This window comes from Streptomyces sp. NPDC002896 (genome assembly GCF_040295225.1).
Taxonomy (GTDB): domain Bacteria; phylum Actinomycetota; class Actinomycetes; order Streptomycetales; family Streptomycetaceae; genus Streptomyces.
Window position 1 is genome coordinate 1 of record NZ_JBEOVA010000065.1, and the last position, 21,005, is coordinate 21,005.

At 70.7% G+C, this 21,005-nt stretch carries 21 protein-coding genes and 1 pseudogene; 13 read left to right on the forward strand and 9 right to left on the reverse strand.

The window, feature by feature from the left end; genetic code table 11:
• Positions 1 to 9 precede the first annotated feature (9 nt).
• The 6 genes from ABT009_RS47655 (at position 10) to ABT009_RS45625 (ending at position 6,223) form a co-directional block, all read left to right on the forward strand.
• Positions 10 to 108, forward strand: coding sequence for a hypothetical protein (locus ABT009_RS47655; RefSeq protein ID WP_502990093.1), 99 nt, complete (start codon positions 10 to 12; stop codon positions 106 to 108).
• Positions 109 to 201: 93 nt separating this feature from the next.
• Complete coding sequence (locus ABT009_RS45605; protein ID WP_351308768.1) at positions 202 to 1,074, forward strand: alpha/beta fold hydrolase; 873 nt, start codon at positions 202 to 204, stop codon at positions 1,072 to 1,074.
• Between the two features lie 51 nt (positions 1,075 to 1,125).
• Entirely contained in the window at positions 1,126 to 1,809 is a 684-nt protein-coding gene (locus tag ABT009_RS45610; protein ID WP_351308771.1) for an isochorismatase family protein, read from the forward strand.
• The gene (locus ABT009_RS45615) at positions 1,806 to 2,600 is read left to right on the forward strand and encodes an SDR family NAD(P)-dependent oxidoreductase (RefSeq protein WP_351308774.1); all 795 of its coding nucleotides are present in this window, start codon (positions 1,806 to 1,808) and stop codon (positions 2,598 to 2,600) included. Before ABT009_RS45610 ends, ABT009_RS45615 begins: the two co-directional genes overlap by 4 nt.
• A 136-nt stretch (positions 2,601 to 2,736) precedes the next feature.
• Positions 2,737 to 3,837 carry a zinc-binding dehydrogenase gene (locus tag ABT009_RS45620; protein ID WP_351308777.1) on the forward strand — a complete coding sequence of 367 codons (1,101 nt, stop codon included), beginning with the start codon at positions 2,737 to 2,739 and terminating at the stop codon, positions 3,835 to 3,837.
• A gap of 55 nt (positions 3,838 to 3,892) precedes the next feature.
• On the forward strand, positions 3,893 to 6,223 hold the full coding sequence (locus tag ABT009_RS45625) for a xanthine dehydrogenase family protein molybdopterin-binding subunit (RefSeq protein WP_351308779.1): 2,331 nt from the start codon (positions 3,893 to 3,895) through the stop codon (positions 6,221 to 6,223).
• A gap of 106 nt (positions 6,224 to 6,329) precedes the next feature.
• On the opposite strand, the gene ABT009_RS45630 is transcribed toward ABT009_RS45625, so the two are convergent.
• Both ABT009_RS45630 and ABT009_RS45635 read right to left on the reverse strand, forming a co-directional pair.
• Positions 6,330 to 7,496, reverse strand: a complete 1,167-nt coding sequence (locus ABT009_RS45630) for an XdhC family protein (protein ID WP_351308782.1) — start codon at positions 7,494 to 7,496, stop codon at positions 6,330 to 6,332.
• 97 nt (positions 7,497 to 7,593) lie between these two features.
• Positions 7,594 to 8,481, reverse strand: coding sequence for an isocitrate lyase/PEP mutase family protein (locus ABT009_RS45635; RefSeq protein ID WP_351308785.1), 888 nt, complete (start codon positions 8,479 to 8,481; stop codon positions 7,594 to 7,596).
• Positions 8,482 to 9,490: 1,009 nt separating this feature from the next.
• Here ABT009_RS45635 and ABT009_RS45640 point away from each other — a divergent pair.
• From ABT009_RS45640 to ABT009_RS45660, 5 genes are all read left to right on the forward strand, one after another.
• Complete coding sequence (locus ABT009_RS45640) at positions 9,491 to 10,870, forward strand: MFS transporter (protein ID WP_351308788.1); 1,380 nt, start codon at positions 9,491 to 9,493, stop codon at positions 10,868 to 10,870.
• Positions 10,871 to 10,970: 100 nt separating this feature from the next.
• Positions 10,971 to 11,747 (forward strand): maleate cis-trans isomerase family protein, encoded by a 777-nt coding sequence (locus ABT009_RS45645; protein ID WP_351308791.1) that lies wholly within the window; start codon positions 10,971 to 10,973, stop codon positions 11,745 to 11,747.
• A 115-nt stretch (positions 11,748 to 11,862) separates the two neighbouring features.
• Entirely contained in the window at positions 11,863 to 12,258 is a 396-nt protein-coding gene (sodN, locus tag ABT009_RS45650) for a superoxide dismutase, Ni (protein ID WP_351308821.1), read from the forward strand.
• 138 nt (positions 12,259 to 12,396) lie between these two features.
• Complete coding sequence (locus ABT009_RS45655) at positions 12,397 to 13,107, forward strand: CoA transferase subunit A (RefSeq protein WP_502990092.1); 711 nt, start codon at positions 12,397 to 12,399, stop codon at positions 13,105 to 13,107.
• A gap of 8 nt (positions 13,108 to 13,115) precedes the next feature.
• Positions 13,116 to 13,760 (forward strand): CoA transferase subunit B, encoded by a 645-nt coding sequence (locus tag ABT009_RS45660; protein ID WP_351308797.1) that lies wholly within the window; start codon positions 13,116 to 13,118, stop codon positions 13,758 to 13,760.
• Here the strand turns inward: ABT009_RS45660 and ABT009_RS45665 are convergent.
• A complete protein-coding gene (locus ABT009_RS45665) occupies positions 13,696 to 14,511 on the reverse strand; it encodes a sensor histidine kinase (RefSeq protein WP_351308800.1) in 816 nt (271 codons plus the stop codon). The genes ABT009_RS45660 and ABT009_RS45665 overlap by 65 nt on opposite strands.
• 253 nt (positions 14,512 to 14,764) lie before the next feature.
• Positions 14,765 to 14,962 carry a hypothetical protein gene (locus tag ABT009_RS45670; protein WP_351308803.1) on the reverse strand — a complete coding sequence of 66 codons (198 nt, stop codon included), beginning with the start codon at positions 14,960 to 14,962 and terminating at the stop codon, positions 14,765 to 14,767.
• 156 nt (positions 14,963 to 15,118) lie between these two features.
• Here ABT009_RS45670 and ABT009_RS45675 point away from each other — a divergent pair, with 156 nt between their 5' ends.
• Complete coding sequence (locus ABT009_RS45675) at positions 15,119 to 15,244, forward strand: hypothetical protein (protein WP_351308806.1); 126 nt, start codon at positions 15,119 to 15,121, stop codon at positions 15,242 to 15,244.
• Positions 15,245 to 15,265: 21 nt separating this feature from the next.
• Here ABT009_RS45675 and ABT009_RS45680 read toward each other — a convergent pair.
• A pseudogene (locus ABT009_RS45680) lies at positions 15,266 to 15,406 on the reverse strand (TetR family transcriptional regulator); the annotation flags it as partial.
• Between the two features lie 585 nt (positions 15,407 to 15,991).
• Between ABT009_RS45680 and ABT009_RS45685 the strand changes: the two are divergent.
• The gene (locus ABT009_RS45685; protein WP_351308824.1) at positions 15,992 to 16,681 is read left to right on the forward strand and encodes an aldo/keto reductase; all 690 of its coding nucleotides are present in this window, start codon (positions 15,992 to 15,994) and stop codon (positions 16,679 to 16,681) included.
• A 147-nt stretch (positions 16,682 to 16,828) separates the two neighbouring features.
• Here the strand turns inward: ABT009_RS45685 and ABT009_RS45690 are convergent, their stop codons facing one another.
• The 4 genes from ABT009_RS45690 to ABT009_RS45705 form a co-directional block, all read right to left on the reverse strand.
• The gene (locus ABT009_RS45690; protein ID WP_351308809.1) at positions 16,829 to 17,323 is read right to left on the reverse strand and encodes a MarR family winged helix-turn-helix transcriptional regulator; all 495 of its coding nucleotides are present in this window, start codon (positions 17,321 to 17,323) and stop codon (positions 16,829 to 16,831) included.
• A gap of 4 nt (positions 17,324 to 17,327) precedes the next feature.
• A complete protein-coding gene (locus ABT009_RS45695) occupies positions 17,328 to 18,551 on the reverse strand; it encodes an alpha/beta hydrolase (protein WP_351308812.1) in 1,224 nt (407 codons plus the stop codon).
• A 140-nt stretch (positions 18,552 to 18,691) separates the two neighbouring features.
• The gene (locus tag ABT009_RS45700) at positions 18,692 to 19,075 is read right to left on the reverse strand and encodes an MFS transporter (RefSeq protein ID WP_351308815.1); all 384 of its coding nucleotides are present in this window, start codon (positions 19,073 to 19,075) and stop codon (positions 18,692 to 18,694) included.
• A gap of 86 nt (positions 19,076 to 19,161) precedes the next feature.
• Complete coding sequence (locus tag ABT009_RS45705; RefSeq protein ID WP_351308818.1) at positions 19,162 to 20,430, reverse strand: FAD-dependent monooxygenase; 1,269 nt, start codon at positions 20,428 to 20,430, stop codon at positions 19,162 to 19,164.
• Positions 20,431 to 21,005 lie beyond the last annotated feature (575 nt).

The following is a 21,005-nucleotide window of genomic DNA, read 5'->3' on the forward strand; positions in this document are numbered from 1 at the left end:
CACCTGGACATCCCCATGCACGGCTGCTCGCTCTACCTGGACGACGAGCTGATCGTGGACAAGGGCGAGCTCACCGTCGAGGACATGCGTCCGGCCGCCCGGCGCTGACCTCGAATCCGCGGACCGGAGGCCCGACTCGATGAACACGTACAGCCCGCCAGCCGGACACGCGCCCGGCGTTCCCGCCCCGGCGGTGGTGCGATGACCACCGCGGCCCTGGCCGCCGGGACGGCCCGGACAGTGCTCCAGAGCGCGCTGGCCGACCTCGCCGACACCCCAGCTACCAGCCGGTGGGTGCGCTCGGGGCAGGTGCGGATCCACGCCCTCGACTACGGCGGCGACGGCGTGCCGGCCGTGCTTCTTCCCGGCATCACCAGCCCGGCGATCACCATGGACTTCGTCGCACGGGCCCTGCGCGGCCTGGTCCGGCCGGTCGTGGTCGACATGCGGGGACGGGGGCTGTCGGACTCCGGCGACTCCTACGCCCTGGAGCGGTACGCCGACGACGTCGCCGCGGTGGTGGACGGTCTCGGACTGGACCGGCCCGTCCTGCTCGGGCACTCGATGGGCGCGCGGGTCGCCGCCGCCGCGTCGGCCCGGGGGATGGAGCTCCGGGGCACGGTCCTCGTCGACCCGCCCCTGAGCGGACCGGGCCGGGGCCCGTACCCCGTCATCCTCGCCGCGTTCCGGGAGCAGCTGGACGCGGCGGCCGGCGGGATCACCGCAGACGACGTCGCCGCGGTGTGGCCCGCCTGGCCGCGGCGCGAGCAGGAGCTGCGCGCGCGGTGGCTCTCCACCTGCGATGCCACGGCCGTAGAGGCGACCCATCACGGGTTCGAGCACGAGGACTTCTTCGACTGGTGGCCGCGGGTCGCCGCCCCGACGGCCCTCGTGTACGGCGAGGACAGCCCCATGGTGCCCGCCGCCGGCGTCGCCGAGGCCGCGGCGGTCAACCCGGCCGCACGCCTGATCGGCGTCCCGGGCGCCGGGCACATGGTCTTCTGGGACGCCCCAGAGCGGTCCGTGTCCGTCGTACGCGAGCTGCTCACCGAGTGGACCGGCGCCGGCCGCTGAACGAGCGCCCCGCGGGACGGTGTTCCGCGGGGCGGCAAGGAAGAGGAATCGATGACAAGTCATGAGAAAGAGGAGCCCGGCGGACCGCACGGGAGCGCGTTCTCCGGCCGGGTGGGCTGGGGCAGGCGCCCCGCCCTGCTGGTGATCGACCTGGTCCGGGCCTACACCGAGCCGGACGGCCCGTTCGCGCTGCGGGGCGCGGGCACGGTGGTCGAGACGACCGCGGCGCTGGTCGAGGCCGCCCGGTCCGGCGGCCACCCGGTGCTGTGGACCGCCGTGCGCTACGCGGCGGACCTCTCCGACGGCGGCCTGTTCGTACGCAAGGTGCCCGCCCTGCGGGCCTTCGCCGCCGGCGCGGACGGGGGCTGGGGCGAGCAGGCGCTCGTCCCCGGTCACGCCGACGTGATCGTCTCCAAGCACTACGCCAGCGCGTTCTTCGGCACCTCGCTGGCCTCGACGCTGTACACCGCCGGCGTGGACACCCTGGTCATCGCCGGGGTCTCCACGTCCGGATGCGTGCGGGCCACGGCGATGGACGCGCTCAACCACGGATTCCGCCCGCAGGTGGTCCGTGAGGCGTGCGCCGACCGCACCCCGGCACTGCACGAGAACAATCTGGCCGACCTCGACGCCAAGTACGCCGACGTCGTCGGCACGGCCGAGGCGCTGCGACACCTCGGCCGCCCGGGTGCGGCCGCGTCACGGACGCCGGTGGAAGCGGGGGTGGAGCGGTGAGCGCGGCATCGTCGGCGCCCTTCGACGGCGTGGCCATCGTGACCGGGGCCGCCGGCGGGATCGGCGGCGCGACCGCCCTCGAACTCACCCGCGGCGGCGCGTCGGTGGCCCTGGTCGACCTCGACCAGGAGGCCGCCGAGCGCACCGCGGAGAAGATCCGCGCCACGCTGCCCGAGGCGAAACTGCTGGCCATCGGCGCGGACGTCACCCGCGGCACCGAGGTCGAGGCGTACGTGGCCCGGGTCACGTCCGAACTCGGCCCGCCCGGGCTGCTGGTGAACAACGCCGGGATCGAGGGCCGGGTCCGCGCCGTGCACGAGTACACGGAGGAGGAGTTCGACGCGGTCTGGGCGACGAACGCGCGCGGCGCCTGGCTGAACATCAAACACGTGGTGCCGTCGATGCTGGACGCGGGCAAGGGCGCGATCGTCAACATCGCCTCGGTGGCGGGCATCCGGGCCTCGCGCCACCTCGCCCCGTACACCGCCAGCAAGCACGCGGTGATCGGGCTGACCCGCACCGCGGCGAGCGACCTCGCGGCCGGCGGGATCCGGGTCAACGCCGTCTGCCCCGGTCCCGTCGACACCCGGATGATGGCCTCGCTGGACACCCAGCGCGTCGCCGGCAGTGCCACGCCCCAGGCGGAGCAGGGGAAGATGGCGGCCAGGGTGGCGCTCCAGCGCTACGCCGAGCCGGAGGAGATCGCCGCGATGGTGGCGTTCCTCGCCTCGGACGCCGCGTCCTTCGTGACCGGCGCGGCCATGGTGGTCGACGGCGGCCTGACCATCTGACCACCCGCCGCCCCCGGCATCGCGGGCTGTGCCGCACCGCGGCCCGCGATGCCGTCCGGCGGCCCGGGCTGCCCCAGGCAGCCGCCCGAACGAGAGCCGGCGCGGTTGACGCGCCGACGGAGGAGAGAGCAGAGCGATGCGTATCGCGAAGAGAGCCGTGCTGACCGCACCGGGCTCGCCGGTGGAGATCTGGGAGGGCCCGGTGCCCACCCCGGCCGGCGGGGACGTGGTGGTCTCCGTGGAGATGGCCGGTGTGTGCGGCACCGACCACCACTACACGCTCGGCGAGGTCGCCTTCCCCGGCCCGATGGTGCTGGGCCACGAGGGCATCGGCCGCGTCGAGGAGCTCGGCCCGGACGTGAACACCGATTACGCCGGGGAGCCGATAGCCCCCGGCGACCTCGTCTACTGGGTGCCGCTGAAACCCTGCCACCGCTGCCACGCCTGCACGGTGCTCGAGGACGTCTCCCTCTGCCCCCACCTGTCACCGGGACGCTTCAAGGACCCGCTGACCCCGCCGATCGCGACCTACACCGAGTACGCCAGCCTGCCCGCGGGCCTGTCCTTCTTCCGGGTGCCCGAGGACACCCCGCCGGAGGCGGTCATCGCGTTCGGCTGCGCCATGCCGACGATGCTGCACGCCATGGAGCGGCTCGGCGGCATCAGCTTCGGCCAGCGCGTCGTCGTCCAGGGATGCGGGCCGGTCGGCCTCGCCGCCGTCATGCTCGCCCGCCTCGCCGGGGCGGGCGACATCGTGGTCGTCGGCGGCCCCGCCCTGCGACTGGAGATGGCGAAGCGGCTCGGCGCCACCGAGACCGTCGACCTCGCCGCCGCACCCGACGCCGAGTCCCGCATCGCCGCGGTCCTGGACGCGACCCGCGGACGGGGCGCCGACGTCGTCATCGAGGCGACGGGCCGGGTCGAGGCCTTCGCCGAGGGCCTGTCGATGACCGCCCGCGGCGGCCGCTACCTGATCGTGGGCCTGTGGTCCGCGCCCGGCTCGTCGGAGCTGACACCCCGCATCGTCAACAACGCGAACCTGCGCATCATCGGCTCGGCGCTGTCCCGGCCCCGCCACCTCCACCAGGCAGTCGAGGTCGCCCGCCACTACCACCACCGGCTCCCCCTGGCCGAGGTCGTGTCGCACCGGTTCCCGCTGGACCAGGCGCAGCAGGCGCTCGACGCGGTCGGACGCCAGGAGACGATCAAAGCCGTGATCGTTCCTGGTCACCAGTAGCCGCCGGTCCATAGCTGGCGGCGCCCTCATACGTCACGTCCGAAAGGGGAGATCAATGGGAAACGCGGTGGAAGGGGCAGGAGCCGTGGGCGGTTCCCTGGCCGGCCGGGCCGTGCCGCGGGTGGAGGACCAGGCGCTGCTCACCGGCCGGGGGAGGTTCCTCGACGACCTCGACCTGCCCGGCACGCTCCACGCGGTCTTCGTGCGCAGCACGGTCGCGCACGGGACCATCCGGTCCGTCCGGACCGGGGCGGCCGCCCGCGTCCCGGGCGTCGTCGGCGTGTTCACCGCGGCCGAGCTGGCGCTGCCCGACATCGTCACACCGCTGCAGGAGGACATCTTCAGCCCGCCCCGCCCGGTGCTCGCCCACGACCGCGTCCGCTTCGTCGGCGAACCCGTCGCGGTCGTCGTCGCGGAGTCCCGGTACGCGGGCGAGGACGCGGCGGCCCTCGTCGAGGTCGCGATCGACCCGCTGCCGGTGGCGACCGACATCGCCGGCGCGCTCGACCCGTCCGGGCCGGTCCTGCACGAGCAGCCGGACGGCGCCGGCAACGTCGTCTTCGAGCAGGAGAAGAGCTTCGGCGACCCGGACGGCGCCTTCGCCACCGCCGCCCACGTCATCGAGCGGACCTTCCACCACCCCCGGGTGACCGCCTCGCCCATGGAGACCTTCGGCGCCGCCGCGATCCCGGACGGCGGCGGCGTGACGATCTGGTGCTCGACCCAGTTCCCGCACACCCTCCGGCGCATCGCGCGCCAGTTGTACGGGACCGACGACGTCCTCGTGCGCTGCCCCGACATCGGCGGCGGGTTCGGCCACAAGGGCGTCAACTACCCCGAGGAGATAGCCGTCGGCCGGCTGGCGCTGCTCCTCGACCGGACGGTGAAATGGGTCGCGGACCGCGAGGAGAGCCTGCTGGCCTCGGCGCACGCGCGCGAGATGGAGGTCCGGGTGCGCGCCGCCGCCGGCGCGGACGGCACCCTCCTGGCACTCGACGTCGACGTGGTCTGCGACATCGGCGCGTACGGCACCTACCCGCTCGGCCACGTCCTCGAGGTGCTCGGCGTCTTCGGCCTGGCACCCGGCCCCTACCGCCTGCGCAACTACCACGCCCGCGCCCGCTCGGTCGCCACCAACAAGTGCCCCTCGGCGGCCTACCGCGGGGTCGGGCTGCCCGTTTCCACCCTCGTCCACGAGCGGATCATGGACATCGTGGCCGCGACGACGGGCGTCGACCGCGCGGAGGTACGCCGCCGCAACCTGGTGGCCGCGTCCGAAATGCCCTACACCTCGGTCACCAACCAGCGCTACGACAGCGGTGACTTCCACGCCGCGCTCGACGCCGCGCTGGAGCTGATCGGCTACGACACGTTCGAGAGCGACAAGCGGGCGGCCCGGGCCGGCGGCAGGCTCCTCGGGCTGGGCATCGCCGCCTACGTCGAATGGACCGGGACCAACTCGAAGATGTTCCGGGCGCGCGGGATGAGCGCCGTGAGCGGCTTCGACGGCTGCCACATGGAGCTGGACGCCGAGGGCGTGCTGAGGGTCTGGACGACGCTGCCCTCGATCGGGCAGGGCACGACGACGACCTTCGCCCAGCTCGCCACCGATTCCGTCGGAGTCGACTTCGCGGACGTCCGGGTGGTGCAGAGCGACACCGGTGTCAGCGACATCGAGGGCACCGGGACTGGCGCGTCACGGAGCGCGAACATCGGCGCCGGGGCGCTGCACCTGGCCGGCACCGAGCTGCGCGGGCGGCTCCTGGAGGACGCCGCCGCCCGGCTCGGCGTGGCGGCCGACGGGCTCGACATCGCGCGGAGCTGCGTCACGGTCCGGGACCTGCCCACGCGGTCGGTGAGCTTCGCCGAGCTGGCCAAGACCGCCGACCCGGGCCGCTACCGGGTGAGCCGGCGGTTCGACCCGGAACACGTGCTGTTCTCCTACGCCACGCACGCGTGCCGGGTCAGCGTCGACCCGGAGACCGGCGACGTCGAGATCCTCGACTGGGTGGTCGCCGAGGACTGCGGACGCGTCGTCAACCCGCTCATCGTCGCGGGACAGACCCAGGGCGCCATCGCCCAGGGCATCGGCGGCGCGCTCTACGAATCGCTCCACTACGACGAGACGGGCACGCCCCTGACGGCGTCGCTGATGGACTACATCCTGCCGACCGCCCGCGAGGTTCCCCGGGCCCGGACCAGGCACCTGGCGCTGCCGGTGCCGGACGCGATCCTCGGGAGCAAGGGCATGGCGGAGGGCGGGACGGTCGCGGCGCCGGCGGCGCTCGCCAACGCGGTGTCGGACGCCCTCGGCATCGAGTGCAACGCCCTGCCGCTCACCCCGGAGCGGCTGTGGAAGGCGGCCCGGTCCGGGCGAACGGGCTGACAGGGGCGGCACGACGGGGAACGGGCTCCTGCTGCGACGACGTCGCGGCAGGAGCCCGTTCGTGCTGCCAGTGGCGGCCACCGGCACGGGACGGGGATTCCTCGCGTCAGGCGACCGGGCCGAGGCGCCGCGCGCCCGGACGCGGCCCGTCGTCGTGAATCGGGTCGTGGTGAATCGGCAGGGACGCGCCGGTCAGCGGGACACCGCTGCCGCCGCGCCGGGCGGCCACGATCTCCGCGGCGATGGACAGGGCCGTCTCCTCGGGCGTGCGCGCGCCGAGATCCAGGCCGATGGGCGAGTGGAGGCGGGCGAGCTCCGCCTCCGTGACGCCGGCCTGCCGGAGGCGCCTCGTGCGGTCGAGATGGGTACGGCGGGAGCCCAGCGCCCCGACGTACGCGACGGGGAGTCGCAGGGCAGTCGTCAGCAGGGGGACGTCGAACTTGGGGTCATGCGTCAGGACGCAGAGCACGGTGCGCGCGTCGACCTCCGTGCGCTCCACATAGTCGTGCGGCCACGCGACGACGACCTCGTCGGCCTCGGGGAAACGGGCGCGTGTGGCGAAGACCGGGCGGGCGTCGCACACGGTCACGCGGTAGTCCAGGAACTTTCCGACGCGGACGAGCGCCGCAGCGAAGTCGATCGCGCCGCACACGATCATCCTGGGCGGCGGCACTGACGACTCGACGAACAGGGTGACCGGTGCCCCGCAGCGCGAGCCCCGCGCTCCGATCTCCCGGGTGCCGGTGCGGCCCACGTCGAGGAAGGCGCGGGCCTCCGCGGCGACGGTGCGGTCCAGCTCGGAGTGCCCGCCGGTCTCGCCCGTGTACGAGCCGTCGTTCCGTACGAGCAGGGCGCGGCCCAGGAGTCCGGGAGGCCCGGAAAGCGGCCGTGCGAGCGCCGCCGCCTCCTTGCGGGCGGCGGCGGAGAGCGCGGCCGCGAACACCTCCCGGGAGGGGGAGTCCGCGCGGACCGGGGTGACGAGGACGTCGATGACGCCACCGCAGGTCAGGCCGACGGCGAAGGCGTCCTCGTCGCTGTAGCCGAAGCGCTCCAGGACGGTCTCGCCGTCCGCCAGGGCCTGCTGGCAGAGTTCGTAGACGGCGCCCTCCACGCATCCGCCGGAGACCGAGCCGACCGCGGTGCCCTGGGAGTCCACGGCGAGCGCGGCCCCCGGCTGCCGCGGCGCGCTGCCGCCGACGGCCACCACCGTGGCGACGGCGAAGTCGCGGCCCTCCTCGGCCCATCGAGTGAGCTCCGCGGCGATGTCCAGCATCTGTGTTCTCCTTGCGACGGTCCAACGGGCATTCGCCGGCACCCGGGGGCCGCTGACCGCGCGCGGTGGCCGTCGGCGGCGCGGGTCCCGCGGCCTGTCAGGTGTAACGCTGTTCCAGCTCGCGCACCTCGGGCAGCCCGACGAGGTCGGTGAACTCGTCGAACCCAGGGAGGCCCGGGAGGGCTGCCTGGGGGGTGCCGTCCTTGCGCAGCGTCTCCAGCAGCCCCCGCATCCCCGCGGTCGCGGCGAGCAGGGTGCCGATCGGGAACAGCACCAGTCCGAACCCGAGTTCGGCGATGCGGTCCAGGCTCAGTGGCGGCGTCTTGCCCCCCTCCGCCCAGTTGAAGACGAGCGGTGCCACGCCCGCCAGCCGGCCCGCCACCTGCTCGATCTCCGCCTCCGAGGCGGGCGCCTCGACGAACAGCAGGTCGGCGCCGGCCTCGGCGAAAGCGCGGGCCCGCTCGACGGCCGCGTCCACGCCCTCCACAGCCACCGCGTCAGTCCGCGCGATGACCACGAAGTCGGGGTCGCTGCGGGCCTCAGTGGCGGCGCGGATCTTCCCGAGCATCTCCGCGAGCGGCACGATCGCTTTGCCGGCCATGTGCCCGCACCGCTTCGGCGTGACCTGGTCCTCGAGCTGGATCGCCGCCACCCCGGCCTGCTCGTAGACCTGCACGGTGCGGCGCACGTTGAGGGCGTTGCCGTACCCGGTGTCCCCGTCGGCGATGACCGGCAGGTGTGTGGCGGCGACCAGCCGGCGGGCGTTGTCGGCCATCTCGCTGCCGGTCAGCAGACCGATGTCGGGGCGGCCCAGCAGCCCGGCCGTGGTCCCGAAGCCGGTCATGTAGACGGCGTCGAACCCGGCCTTCTCGACGAGCAGGGCTGAGAGCGCGTCATAGGCGCCCGGCGCCACGAGCGGGCCCGGCCGCGAGAGGAGTTCGCGCAGCCGGCGTCCCGCAGTTGCTGTGGTACCCGAGGTCGTCATGGAGCGGACTCTCCGTTCGTGGATTTGTCGTCGGCACGCTGTCGCGCGCTCGCCCGGTGCGGGCACGGCGCTCTCCCGCGCGGCCGCGGTGGTGACCGGACCGTGGCCGGGATCGCCTGCTCCGGGCCCGCACAGCACATTAATCTGAACGCGGAGCATACTGCCTCTGGCCGGGATGCGCACCAGCGGGCGGCGAGGGGCCGCACCGGTGAGGGCTGGTCCGGTTCCCGGACGGAGACCGAGGCGGCGGTCACCGTGAGTGCGTGACGCCATGCCGGCAAAAGGTGCTTGAACAGGTGCTATTGGGGGTCGGAGAGGTCTCTGGCGTACCGTCAGGGGGGTGGCGAGCGGAGAGGTAGTGTCGGCTGGCTCCAGGGGGCACGCAGACGTCGAAGTGCCCGAACCCTCTTGCGCGGCAGAGATAGTCTGTGCTCGTATTACCTCACCCGCAGGGCGAATCATCCGCCGAGCGGCGCTAGTTGATCGAGCACAGCTCATTCGGCCGTCCACGGCGGATGGCAGACTCCCGTCCTCACTCCCCGTTGGGAGGAAGATTGCCCCGCCATTCCCATCGTGTGCTCGTCGCCGGCGCCGGTCTCGGCGGCCTGACCGCCACTGCGTCGGTGCGCCGGCGGTCGCTCGGCAATGCCGGCCACGTCACGCTGCCCAGTCAGGCATAGGGGCCTCACGGGCAATCGAGGAGCACGCCGTGCTCACTGTCGTCCGCGGCGCGCACTCGCGGGCCGTGTCGCCCGGTGCGCCACCCCCGTCGGCACGGTGCAGGACGCCTCGGCCCGCAGCGAGCATCCGCACCACCTCGAGGACGGCCCCGCCCAGTACGGGCGCGGCCGCACACCGCGCTCGTTCGATGGCGAATCCGGCGCGCCCTCATACCGAGTACGAGCACAACCGTCTGTGTCGGTGCACCGCATCTCTGCAAGGCATCGCAGCCGGGCCCCGACCTCGCCTTCCAGGGTGAAGTCGCGGCCCCATGAGGAGGGTGAAGGCATTGGAAATCAGCAAGAAGGCCGGCGGGCCGGCCCCCAGAGACACCATCGAGGTGGAGCCCGCGGGCACTCCCGGCGTCATTGAGGAGACCACCGCGAACCGCAGCCAGCAGCGGCGCGTGTACCTGGCCAGCCTGATCGGCAGCGTGGTCGAGTTCTACGATTTCGCCATCTACGGCACCGCCGCGAGCCTCGTCTTCGGGACTGTCTTCTTCGCCTCCTCCTCGCCGGCGGTGGGTCTGATCGCGTCCCTGGCGACCTTCGCGACCGGGTACGTGGCGCGCCCCCTGGGCGGCATCATCTTCGGTCACTTCGGTGACCGGGTCGGCCGCAAATCGGTGCTCCTGGTGACGCTCTTCCTGATGGGGGCGTCCACCGTCCTCGTCGGCATACTGCCGACCGCGGCGCAGGTCGGGACGCTCGCACCGGTCCTGCTGGTCACCCTCCGCCTCATCCAGGGACTCGCGGTCGGCGGAGAGTGGGGCGGCGCCGTGCTGATGTCCGTCGAGACCGGGAGCCAGAAATCCCGCGGGTTCTTCGGCAGCGCGACCGGAGTGGGATCCTCCCTCGGTGTGCTCCTGGCCAGTGCCTCCTTCGCCGCCCTGGGCGGGCTGGAAGAGGACCAGTTCCTGGCGTGGGGCTGGCGCCTGCCCTTCCTCGCCTCGGTCCTGCTGATCGCCGTCGGCGCGTACATCCGGCTCAACGTCGACGAGAGCCCGGTCTTCGCCGCAGCACGGGAACGCAAGGCCGACGACGCGCGGCCGGCGTCCGCTCCGCTGCTCGCCCTGCTGCGTGAGCAGCCGGGTCGGCTGCTGCTCGCCATCGGCGTCTACTGCGGGCCCGTCATGGCCCAGTCGATCGTGAAGGTCTTCCTCATCTCGTGGGGCGTGAGTCACGCCGGCGTCTCGCGGCAGCTCATGCTGAACTCCCTGACCTTCGCGGTGGCCGGCATGGCCGTGGCGGTCCCGCTGTTCGCCGTGCTGTCCGACCGGATCGGCCGGCGCGCGGTCTACGTCCCCGCGTCGATCCTGTTCGGGCTCTTCGCGTTCCTGATGTTCCCGATGGTCGGCACGGGTTCGACGGTGATGGTCGTGCTGGCCTTCGTCATCAGCATGTCGATTCTGGAAGCGGCCGCCCTCGGCCCGGTGGGGGCGCTGCTCAGCGAACTGTTCCCGACGCGCTCCCGCTACACCGGAACCTCACTGGCCTACCAGTTCGCCGCCCTCATCGGCGGTGGGATCGGTCCGCTGATCGCCGCGGTCTTCGTAGCGCCCGGAGGGCCCGGAGCGATCGGCGTCTCGACGATGATCGCCGTCTTCTGCGGGCTCAGCGCCCTCTGTACGGCCCTGCTCGGCGACACCCGCAAGGTCAGCCTCAACTGAGGGTGAGCAGTCCGGCGCACGGCGCCGGTCGGGGCATCCGGAGAGCCCTCTCTCCGGACGCCCTGTCGAAAGAAAAAGAAAGAGAAGAGGAGAAGAACGCATGACTCGTTGGGCTTCCGATGTCGGCTGGCGTGGCAAGGTCGGCCTGATCGCGACACCGGCGATCGACAACAGCCACCTCGAGCTGATGCGGGTCGCCCCCGAGGGGGTGGCGGCCTATCAGACCGTGCCGTACGTGCCCGACTTCCGGGTCGACCCGAGCTTCATCCTGCAGGCCGTGGAGCAGCTGGAGCACTGCGCGCGTGCGCTGAGCGCTGGCGGCATGGACGTCATCGGCCAGGCCGGGACGCCCTTCTCGTTCGCCCACGAGGACGGCCTGCAGTTCGCGCTGAAGATGCAGGCCCGGCTCGAGGACGCCGCGCAGAAGCCGGTGACCATGATGGGCCTGTCGATCATCGAGGCGCTGCGCAGCTGCGGATTCGAATCGGTGGCCGTGGCCTCCACGTACTACTCGGCCGACCTGTGCGAGCGCTACACCAAGTTCCTCGACGACGCAGGCTTCCGCGTCCTGACCATGAAGAACTGGGTCCACCAGGGCTTCCTGACGGACGAGAGCTTCCTGCGGCAGCCGCGGTACTGGTACCCGAACAGCCTCGCGTACCAGAGCGCCCGCGCCGTCGCGGCGGAGGCACCCGAGGCCGACTGCGTCCTGCTGACCGGCGGCGCCGTGCACACCATGGACATCATCGCCGCCCTCGAGGACGACCTGCAGAAGCCCGTGATCACCAGCGACTCGGCGTTCTTCTGGAGCCTGCTCGGCAAGCTGGGCATCAAGGAGCGGCTCGACGGCTGGGGCGCCCTGCTCTCGACCCTGTAACCGTGCGGCCGGCAGCCGGCGCGGCCTGCTCACCCGGGCGGGCCGCGCCGGTGAAGACCTCCGGCCCGCGGACCAACCTCCCCCAAGACCACGATCACGAGGAAGGACTATGTCCATGCTTTCCCGCCTGCTTGCCCCCAAGGTGAAGGCCAGTGCCCACTGCGACCTGCCCTGCGGTGTGTACGACCCGGCCCAGGCCCGCATCGAGGCGGAGTCGGTGAAGGCCGTCCAGGAGAAGATGGCCGCCAACGACGACCCGCACTTCCAGGCCCGCGCTGCCGTCATCAAGGAGCAGCGCGCCGAGCTCGCGAAGCACCACGTGTCGGTGCTGTGGAGCGACTACTTCAAGCCCCCGCACTACGAGAAGTACCCGGAGCTGCACCAGCTGGTCAACGACGCCCTGAAGGCCCTCTCGGCCGCCAAGGCGTCGACCGCCCCGGCGACCGGCCAGAAGGCGCTGGACTACATCGCCCGGATCGACAAGATCTTCTGGGAGACGAAGAAGGCCTGAGCCTCCGCTTGGCCGTCGCACGAGAGGTCGTACGCGACAGGTCCGCACCCAGCATCCGCATTGAGCCGGGTGCGGACCTGGCAATCAGGCCTCACTGCTGATGCTCGTTTAGCGAACACACAAATGAAAGGTGATGAGTTGTCGAAGCTGCGCGTGACTGCGAAGGACGCATTGGTCGACGTGCTCAGGTCCGGGATGACGATCGCTGTCGGCGGATTCGGCCTGTGTGGCATCCCCAACGACCTCATCGAGGTCGTTCGCGACAGCGGGGTCACCGGTCTGACCGTCGTGTCCAACAACATGGGGGTCGACGGCAAGGGTCTCGGGCTTCTCCTGGAAAACCGCCAGGTGGACAAGGTGATCGCCTCTTATGTCGGCGAGAACAAGTTGTTCGCCCAGCAATACCTGGACAAGACACTGGAGGTGGAGTTTGCACCACAGGGGACGCTGGCCGAGAGGCTGCGGGCCGGTGGTGCGGGGATCGCGGCCTTCTACACCCGGGCCGGCGTCGGCACCCCGGTGGCCGAGGGCAAGCCGCTGGCGGAGTTCGACGGACGAATCTACGTTCAGGAACGAGGCATCCTTGCCGACGTCGCACTCGTGCACGCTCACATCGCGGACCGGGCAGGCAACCTCACCTATCGGGCGAGCGCCCGGAACTTCAACCCGCTCGTCGCGACATGCGGGCGGGTCACGGTGGTCGAGGCTGAGTACCTGACCGAGGAGTACATCGACCCGGAACGGGTCGTTACGCCAGGCATCTACGTCGACCGCCTGGTCCTCGCCGAGCAACGCATCAAAGACATCGAAAAGCTCACGGTGCGCCCCCGCGACACCGTCTCAGCGTAGGAGGACCCGTGGCCTGGACGCGCGACGAAATGGCGGCAATTGCTGCCGCCGAACTCCACGACGGCGACTACGTCAACCTGGGGATCGGTATCCCCACGCTGGTCGCCAACTACGTTCCCGACGGCGTGCAGGTGACACTGCAGAGCGAAAACGGCATCCTCGGCCTCGGTCCCTTCCCGTACGAGGGTGAAGAAGACGCCGATCTCATCAATGCCGGCAAGCAGACCGTCACGGTCAACCCCGGGGCGAGCTACTTCGACTCGGCGGCCTCCTTCGCGATGATCCGTGGCGAACATATCGACATCGCCATCCTTGGGGCGCTCCAGGTCAGCGCGAGCGGGGACCTGGCGAACTGGACGATTCCCGGTGCCCTGGTGAAGGGAATGGGCGGCGCGATGGACCTCGTGGCCGGCGCCCGCCGGATCGTCGTGCTCACCGACCACGTGGCCAAGGACGGTAGCCCGAAGATCGTCGAACGGTGCACGCTCCCGCTGACCGGCACGGCGTGCGTGGACCGGATCATCACCGACTTGGCAGTGCTCGACGTGACCCCGACTGGTCTTCAATTGGTGTCGCTTGCTCCCGGCGTCACCGAACAGCAAGTTCGCGACAAGACCGGCGCGCCGATGGGGGAAGCGATGGTTGCGGGGTAAGTCTCACTCCTTTGTACGCTGTTGAACGGGATGAGCGAGCCATTCGTAGAGTTGGCTCACCCATGGATGCCGATGTGGCTAGTCCCCGCCGAATTCGCGCAGGCGCGCGTGGAGCGGCGGGCATGCCAGAACCCCGGTCCGTCCGTGCGGGCGCACAGGCGTTGTACACGTATTCGCGTACGTTCGCCAGCGTGCTCTGGGCGACGCGGAACAAGGTGGCTGCGCCCTGCGCCTCGAGGAGTGGTTGGTGCGCTCCGACCGAGCGGAACTCCAACCGCGCCGCGGTCCCGTCGGCCTGCGCACGGGCGCACAACAGATGCAGCGAGCCTTCCAGACCGGCCTCTGCGACGGCGGACGGGGCGAGATCCTGCATGATCCTGCGGGTCTCGACGAGGCCCGCGTCCAGGCCGTCGGCGACCGCACGGACGCGGATCCGCGCCACATCCCGACGCTCCTTACAGTCCCGATCGGCCAACTGGAGCAGCATCCGACTCCCGGCAAGTTCCCGGGCCAGGGAGTCGTGCAGATGCCGGGCGATGCGCGCCCGCTCCGCCAGCATGCCCGCCTGGCGTTGCTGCTGCGCCAGGATGTCGCGCGTGGCTTGCAACTGCTCCACGAGGTGCTGGCTCCGCGGCGGCGGAGCGAGCAAGACGAGGACACCCCACAGCAGGCAACGCCGAGACCCAGGCATGCCAGGCGGGGGAGTGGGGGCGTGGGGCGCTTGCTCGGTGCCAGGCTGTGAGGCTGCCATCGAGGATGGCGCCGATTGCTTCAGGGGCCATCGCCGACAGGCCGTCGAAGAGGCCGCACCCCTCGACTACGACGCGGTGGTGCTTCTCGACGTCACCGCGCACGACCTCCCGTCGGCTAAGGAGGCCGCCCTGGGGACCGCACCAGACGAGGCCTCCTCGTCATCGTCGTGACTCCTTGCATCAGTGCCAGGAAGGTGTTGGCCGTTGGGCGAACCACTCTTAGCCCTGCGTCGCCGTCCACGGACGCGGGGCTCACACGGTGTCCGGCCCGACAGGCAGGGCGCCGCCGGACACGGCTGACGGATCCCGGGCAGCTGCGCGGGCGAGGGTGCGCACGACGTGGGCCGCGTGGTCCGCCACGAAGTCAACGTCCACCGAGTGGCCCCTGACGAAGCCGCTGCCGGGCAGGTAGGCGAATCCGTGCGCGGCGGCGGTGAACCGCCACAGCATCTGTGTCGCCGCGGTGGGACTACCCGTGACGGTGATCGCCGGCCAAGCACCTGGTCCGTGAGCTCGCGGGTGACCTCGCGTTGTTCCGCGTCGGGACGGTCCTGCAGTTCGTCTGCGAGGATCAGCTCGAAGGCCGCGCCGTGGGTGAGCGCGAAGGTGAGTAGACCCGAGCACTGCCGCCAGTGCCTCGACGGCGAGTTCCAGGCCGTCGTCCGACCCGCCGACCCGCTTGCGGACGCCGTCGAACGCCGCCCGCATCTGGCCCAGCAGACGCTTGCCTGACGCGGTCGCGGCTGCCGAGAGCAGCGCGGTACGGCTCGCGTAGTGCCGGTACGGGGCGGCTGTGCTCACACCCGTACGGCGGGCCGCCTCGGCCACCGACAGCCCGGCCACGCCTTTCTCCGCCACGATCGCGAGTGCCGCATCGATCAGCGCGGCGCGCAGGTCGCCGTGGTGGTAGCTCCCGTTCGATCACGGCGCTCCTCTGTCTTCTCACCCCCGCCCGCCGCGGTCTCGGGTACCACCACATTGGACCACGCAAGGTCAGCGACGCGGTCGCCACCGTACGCTCTCGCGCTCTGCGCGCTGTGTTTTAGCCGGGGAGCCGCCTCCGCGTCGGAGGCGGCTCCCGCCATGGGGCGTGCTCAGTGGCGTCGAGTCACTGACCCTCGGCCCGCGCGTCGTACCTCAGCGCAGGCGTGATGGTCGGCTCCACATGGCACTTGGCCCGCGTCTCGAGGGCGTACGCGTACACCATCAGGTCGGGGTCCGAGAACGTGCGGGGCTCGAATAATCATCGCCGCTGGTCAAGAGGCGTATCGGTACTCGCTGATCACACCGCGGAGGACGCGATTGCGGAGAACCCTGCGGGCGTCCGACGCTTGGATCGGAGGCGGTTGTTCCTGGGTTTCGGGCGGTAGTTGGCTTCGGCTGCGGTGGGGCGGCGCGCGTTGTAGTGCTGCTGGTGTTCGGCCAGGACCTGGCGCGCGTGGACCTCGCCGAGGATGAGAAGGCGTCCGCCGTTCCGGCATCGCCCGCGACGAGGTCTTCCTGGAGACGAAGTTCTGGATCAGCGACTACGGCTACGACGCCGCGCTGCACGCCTTCGACAAGAGTGCGGGCAAGCTCGGCGTCGATCAGCTCGATCTCGTGCTCCTGCACCAGCCGCTGTCAAGCCGCTTCGATCTCACGCTCGACGCCTACCGGGCGCTGGAGAAACTCCTGACCGACGGCAAGGTGCGCGCGATCGGCGTGAGCAACTTCATGCCGGAGCACCTGGAGCGCCTGCTGGCGGAGACGTCCGTCGTGCCGGCGGTGAACCAGATCGAGCTTCACCCGCACTTCCAGCAGACCGCGCTGCAGATGCTGCACGCCGAGCACGGAATCCTGCCCCAGGCGTGGTCGCCCATCGGCGGCATCACCTCCTACGGAGGCGGAGAGAAGAGCACGTTCGACGACCCGGCTCTGCTGGAGATCGCACGCGCGCACGCCAAGTCGGTCGCCCAGGTGATGTTGCGCTGGCACGTTCAGGAAGGGCGCTCCGTGATTCCGAAGTCGACCAAGGCTGCCCGTATCGCGGAGAACTTCGACGTGTTCGACTTCGAGCTCTCCAGCGAGCAGCTTGCCGCGATCGACGCGCTCGACACCGGCGTGCGGGGCGGACCGGACCCCGACAGCATCACCCTCGACAACTACGGGATGGCCATCCCCGAGGCGTGAGCCCCCCGGGGCAGCCTCACCGAGGCTGCCCCAGTCGGCCTCCCCTCACAGGCCGAAAACCCTTCGGGGCGTGGCCCGTCGCAGGCGCCGCTGCCCCTGGACCAGATGGCCGAGCTCGGGTTTGCGCTGGTGGCCTGTCGGCCGTTGTCATTTCTCGGCCACTTCCTCCCACCGGTCCACCAGCGAACTCAGCAGGTCGACGACGAGTCCTTGGCCGCGGGGGCCGTAGCCCTCCATCAGCAGGACGTCGAGTTCGCGGGCACGGCGGATCATCGACTCCATGGTTTCGCGGCCGCTGGCGGTCAGGTAGAGCAGGCGTTTGCGGCCGTCTTCGTCGGATTTCTGACGTTGCAGCCAGCCGCGTTTCTCGAGCCTGGTGACGATGCTGGCCATCGTCGACCGGTCGAGGGCGATGGACTCGCCGATTGCGCCCTGTTCGACGCCGGGGTAGTGGTCGACGGCCATCAACACGGCCACCTGCGGATTCGTCGCCACCTGATCGACGTGGTTGAACCACGCGGCCTGATAGGCCTGGTAGAGGCGACGCAGCACATATCCGGGCGCGGAGGTCATGTTGGGCGGGGGAGGAAGGGCGCCTCGGACCTTGCCGTCGGGCGCCTCGGTGAATTCGTCCGTGTTCACACCATCACCTTAGAACGCGCGGCAGGCTGCCGAGGGAGGATGGGCCAGCGGCGGATCCGCACGCTGCCGGCAGCGGGGTGCGGTGCAGGCGGCCGTTCTGTCCGATCACGCTGGACGACCATGCGGCTGCCGCCGCGTCCTGGATTCCGTGGTGGCGGCTCAAGGTGATGGAGTGGCCGGCGCCCGGCACCGAGCAGGCCGTCAGCCGGGCCTGCGGCGCATAGTAGGCCGCCTCCTGCCGGGCTATGGCCGTGCCCGAGGAACAGTCGAAGTACCCGCCCCGGATGTTGGGTCCGCACAGGAGACGGTCCGCGCTGCCCATGACGACCAGCACCGGGACCCGGATCGCCCGGGTTTCCTCGCTGAAGAGCATGGCGTAGCCGTCCTGCTCGCCACCCGGGTTGAGGTCCTTGCCGACTTCGGTGTGGAAATCCTGGTCGGCGGCCGGGGTGTTGTTGTCGTCGGCGGCGATCACGTCCGGGTCGGCGTCGGCCGGGTTGTGGAAGAGCCAACCGCGCGAGCCAGGTTTGGTCGTCGTGTAGCCGACGTCGAGGTTCGTGCCGCGGTACTTCGGGTCGTCGAGGGCCGGGTGGTTGTGTTGGGGCAGATCGTCGTTGACCGAGTCGCTGTGGATCAGGCCGGTCACGATGATGCCGTCGACGTCGCGATAGTCGATGGCCTCGCGCCAGGCCGTCACCGATCCCCAGGAGTGGCCGATGCTGATCACCTTGCCGAAGCGGACTCCCGCGAGGGAGCCGTCCCGCAGGCCCTGCACCACGCGGTGAGTGATGTCGCCGGCGACGGGGATGGTCAGCAGCGAGCTGTCGGGATGGGAGCTGGCACCGAAGCCGACCTTGTCGAAGGCGAAGGTGGGGAAGCCTGCGGCAGCGGCGCGGCGGGCGTAGGAGTAGCGCTCGCCGTTGACGGTGCCGAAGTTCCAGTAGGTGTGGTTGTAGGTCGATCCGTGGATCAGCACCTGGACGGTGCTCCGACCCGAGCGGGCCTGCCGGAGTTGGCGGTCGGTCGCGCAGAGTTCGCCGACGACGGTGTAGGGAACCCGCCGGCCGTCCGAGGTGAACTCGGCGCGCTGGGTGAGCTTTTGGCAGCGGACGGCGCCGTGGTCGGCGTCCTGTGCGTGAGCCTGCGTCGGCGTGGTCAATGCCAGGGCTGCCGCCAGGGCAAGGACGACTCGGGTTCTGCTCCGTCTCCACCGTGCGGTGTTGCGCATGCCGTACTCCAAATTCCGTGCTTCTCTGGTGCGTTCGGTCGGGAGGTGTGTCGTTCGTCTCCTGGTCAGAGGCCCGCGGTCGAGGTGGCGGAGGTCTCGCGGGCGCGTTCCAGGGCGGGGTGGCGTGGGGCGGCAGGTCGTCAGGCGCGGTTGAGGTCGACCCTGCGGGTGTCGCCGAGTGCGCCGGCGCAGACGGCGCTGATCACACAGAATGCCGCGATCATGATTGAGACCGAGTGGACGCCGGGACCCGTCCCGGCGAGGACGGAGGCGAGCAGCGGGCCGATTCCGCCGCCGATGAGACCCGCGAACTGGTAGGCGACCGAGGCGCCGGTGTAGCGGAACTCGGTGGGGAAGAGTTCAGCCAGCAGGGAGCTGACCACGCCGACGGTGGCAGCGTTGAGGATCGTCATGCTGATGACGAACACCAGGGTGATCACCAGGGCCGAGCCGGAGATGCGCCGTCCGCGCCGACGACCGTCGCTTTCCGCACCGGTGTGCGGTGCGCTCTGCTCGTTGATCATGTGCGTCCTCGGTTCAGGAGCCGGACGGTGGTGTCCGGCCCCCGCAGGCCGGGTCGTGCCGGCGTGTGGGGGCGGAGGTCGACGGTCTAGCGGTGGACCAGCGGGTAGGACTGCGGCATGGCGCCCGGGTTGTTCAGCGGGGTGCCGCGCCAGAGCCATTCGTAGGAGACGTCGGACTCGCCCTCGAAGGTGCGCAGGAGGCGGTCGCGTTCCCGCTGTTCCGGGCCGTCCGGCAGGTGGTAGAAGCGCTGGTTCTTCAGTGAGGCGTCCTGCACCATGCCGGCGTGGGTGGCGCGTCGGGACACGTAGCGCAGCAGGGCGCCGGGGATGTCGCGGCGGGGGACGAAGGCGAGTTCCTCCGCGAGGACCGCGGCGTCCTCGATGGCCTGGGAGGCGCCCTGTGCCTGGTAGGGCAGCATGGCGTGGCAGGCGTCGCCGAGGAGTGCGACGTGTCCGTCCGCCCAGAACGGGTCGCGGCGCTGCCGGAACAGTGCCCACTTGCTGGAGGTCCCCTCGGCCTTCGAGAGGATGGTGGCCATCCGGTCGTCCCAGTCGGAGAAGGCCTCGACCATTTCGTCGACCGTGGCTGTTGTGCTCCAACTTCCGGAGAGATCAATGGTGTTGGGGACGGATGCGCCGAGGTTGAGGTATTCGCCGCCGCGGATGAAGTAGTGCACCAGGTGGCGGTCCGGGCCGTACCACATGGTCGAGTGGAAGCGGTCGAGCAGGAAGCGCGTCGCCGGGTCGGCCGCGAGCTTGTCTCCGGGGATCATGGCGCGATAGCACATCTCACCTGAGAAGACGAGGCCGTCGGGGAGTCCGATGGCGCGCCGCACCTTCGAGTGGACGCCGTCGGCGCCGATCAGGACGTCGCCGGCGAAGCGTCGGCCGTCGGAGGTCACGGCCACCGGGCGGGTCTCGTCGGCGAGGTCGACCGAGACGACCTCGGAGGCGGTGTGGAACTCGACGACGGGGCCGGGCCGTTCCGGGGCGAGGCAGGCGTCCAGCAGGACGCGGTGCAGGTCGGCGCGGTGGAAGTGCCAGTAGGGTGCGCCGAATTCGTCCCAGACCGCCTGGCCGAGCGGGCGGGTGGCGATGATGGAGCCGTCCTTCCAGCGGCGGCGCACCTGGTCGGTCGGTTCGGTGCGGATGGCCTCGAGTTGCGGTCGCAGACCCAGGGCCAGCAGGACGCGGCTGCCGTTGGGCGCCGTCTGGATCCCGGCCCCCACCTCTCCCAGCACGGCGGCCTGTTCGAGAACGGTGCACTGCACCCCCCGCTGGCGGAGCGACAGGGCGGCGGTCAGACCACCGAGACCGCCGCCCGCGACGGTGACGGCGTGGGTATGGCGGGACATGTTCCTCCTAGCTGCGAGCGATGACGAGACGGGCAGCTGCCCATGACGGATCGACCGTGAGCAGTCGGGGCCGGCATGAACAACAGCTCTCCGGCGCGGCGTTACTCCTCGCTATCCAAGCTAATACGAACACAAACAATCTCCTCCGACAAGGCTCGGTCCACCTTTTGACCCGGAGGAAATGCAGGGGCGGGAGAGCGGTCGAAGGTGTCCGGTTTATCGTGTCAGGGTGGGTCATGCGTTGTCCGTCGGCAGGCTTGCCGCCCGTATCTATACGGCGTTGACCTGCTACTTCTCCGACCCTTGCGTCGGATCGCCAAGGGGTCTCACAGTGGAAACACGGGGATGGGAAGGTGCTGGGCGAGACGAGAGAGGAGCCCTGGCCGCCCTTGACATGCTGGCTCGTCTGCGCAAATCATCAGTGCTCCAACGAAATTCATCTGTACCTCGACGGTCTCCTGGAGGCAGCAGTGAATCCCACCCTGTTCAACGAGCTCTGTCTGGAACAACTCACCCTCAGCCGGGTCACCGAGGGCGAGACCGTCGCGGTCCTCAGCCGCGGTGACGAGCGCCTG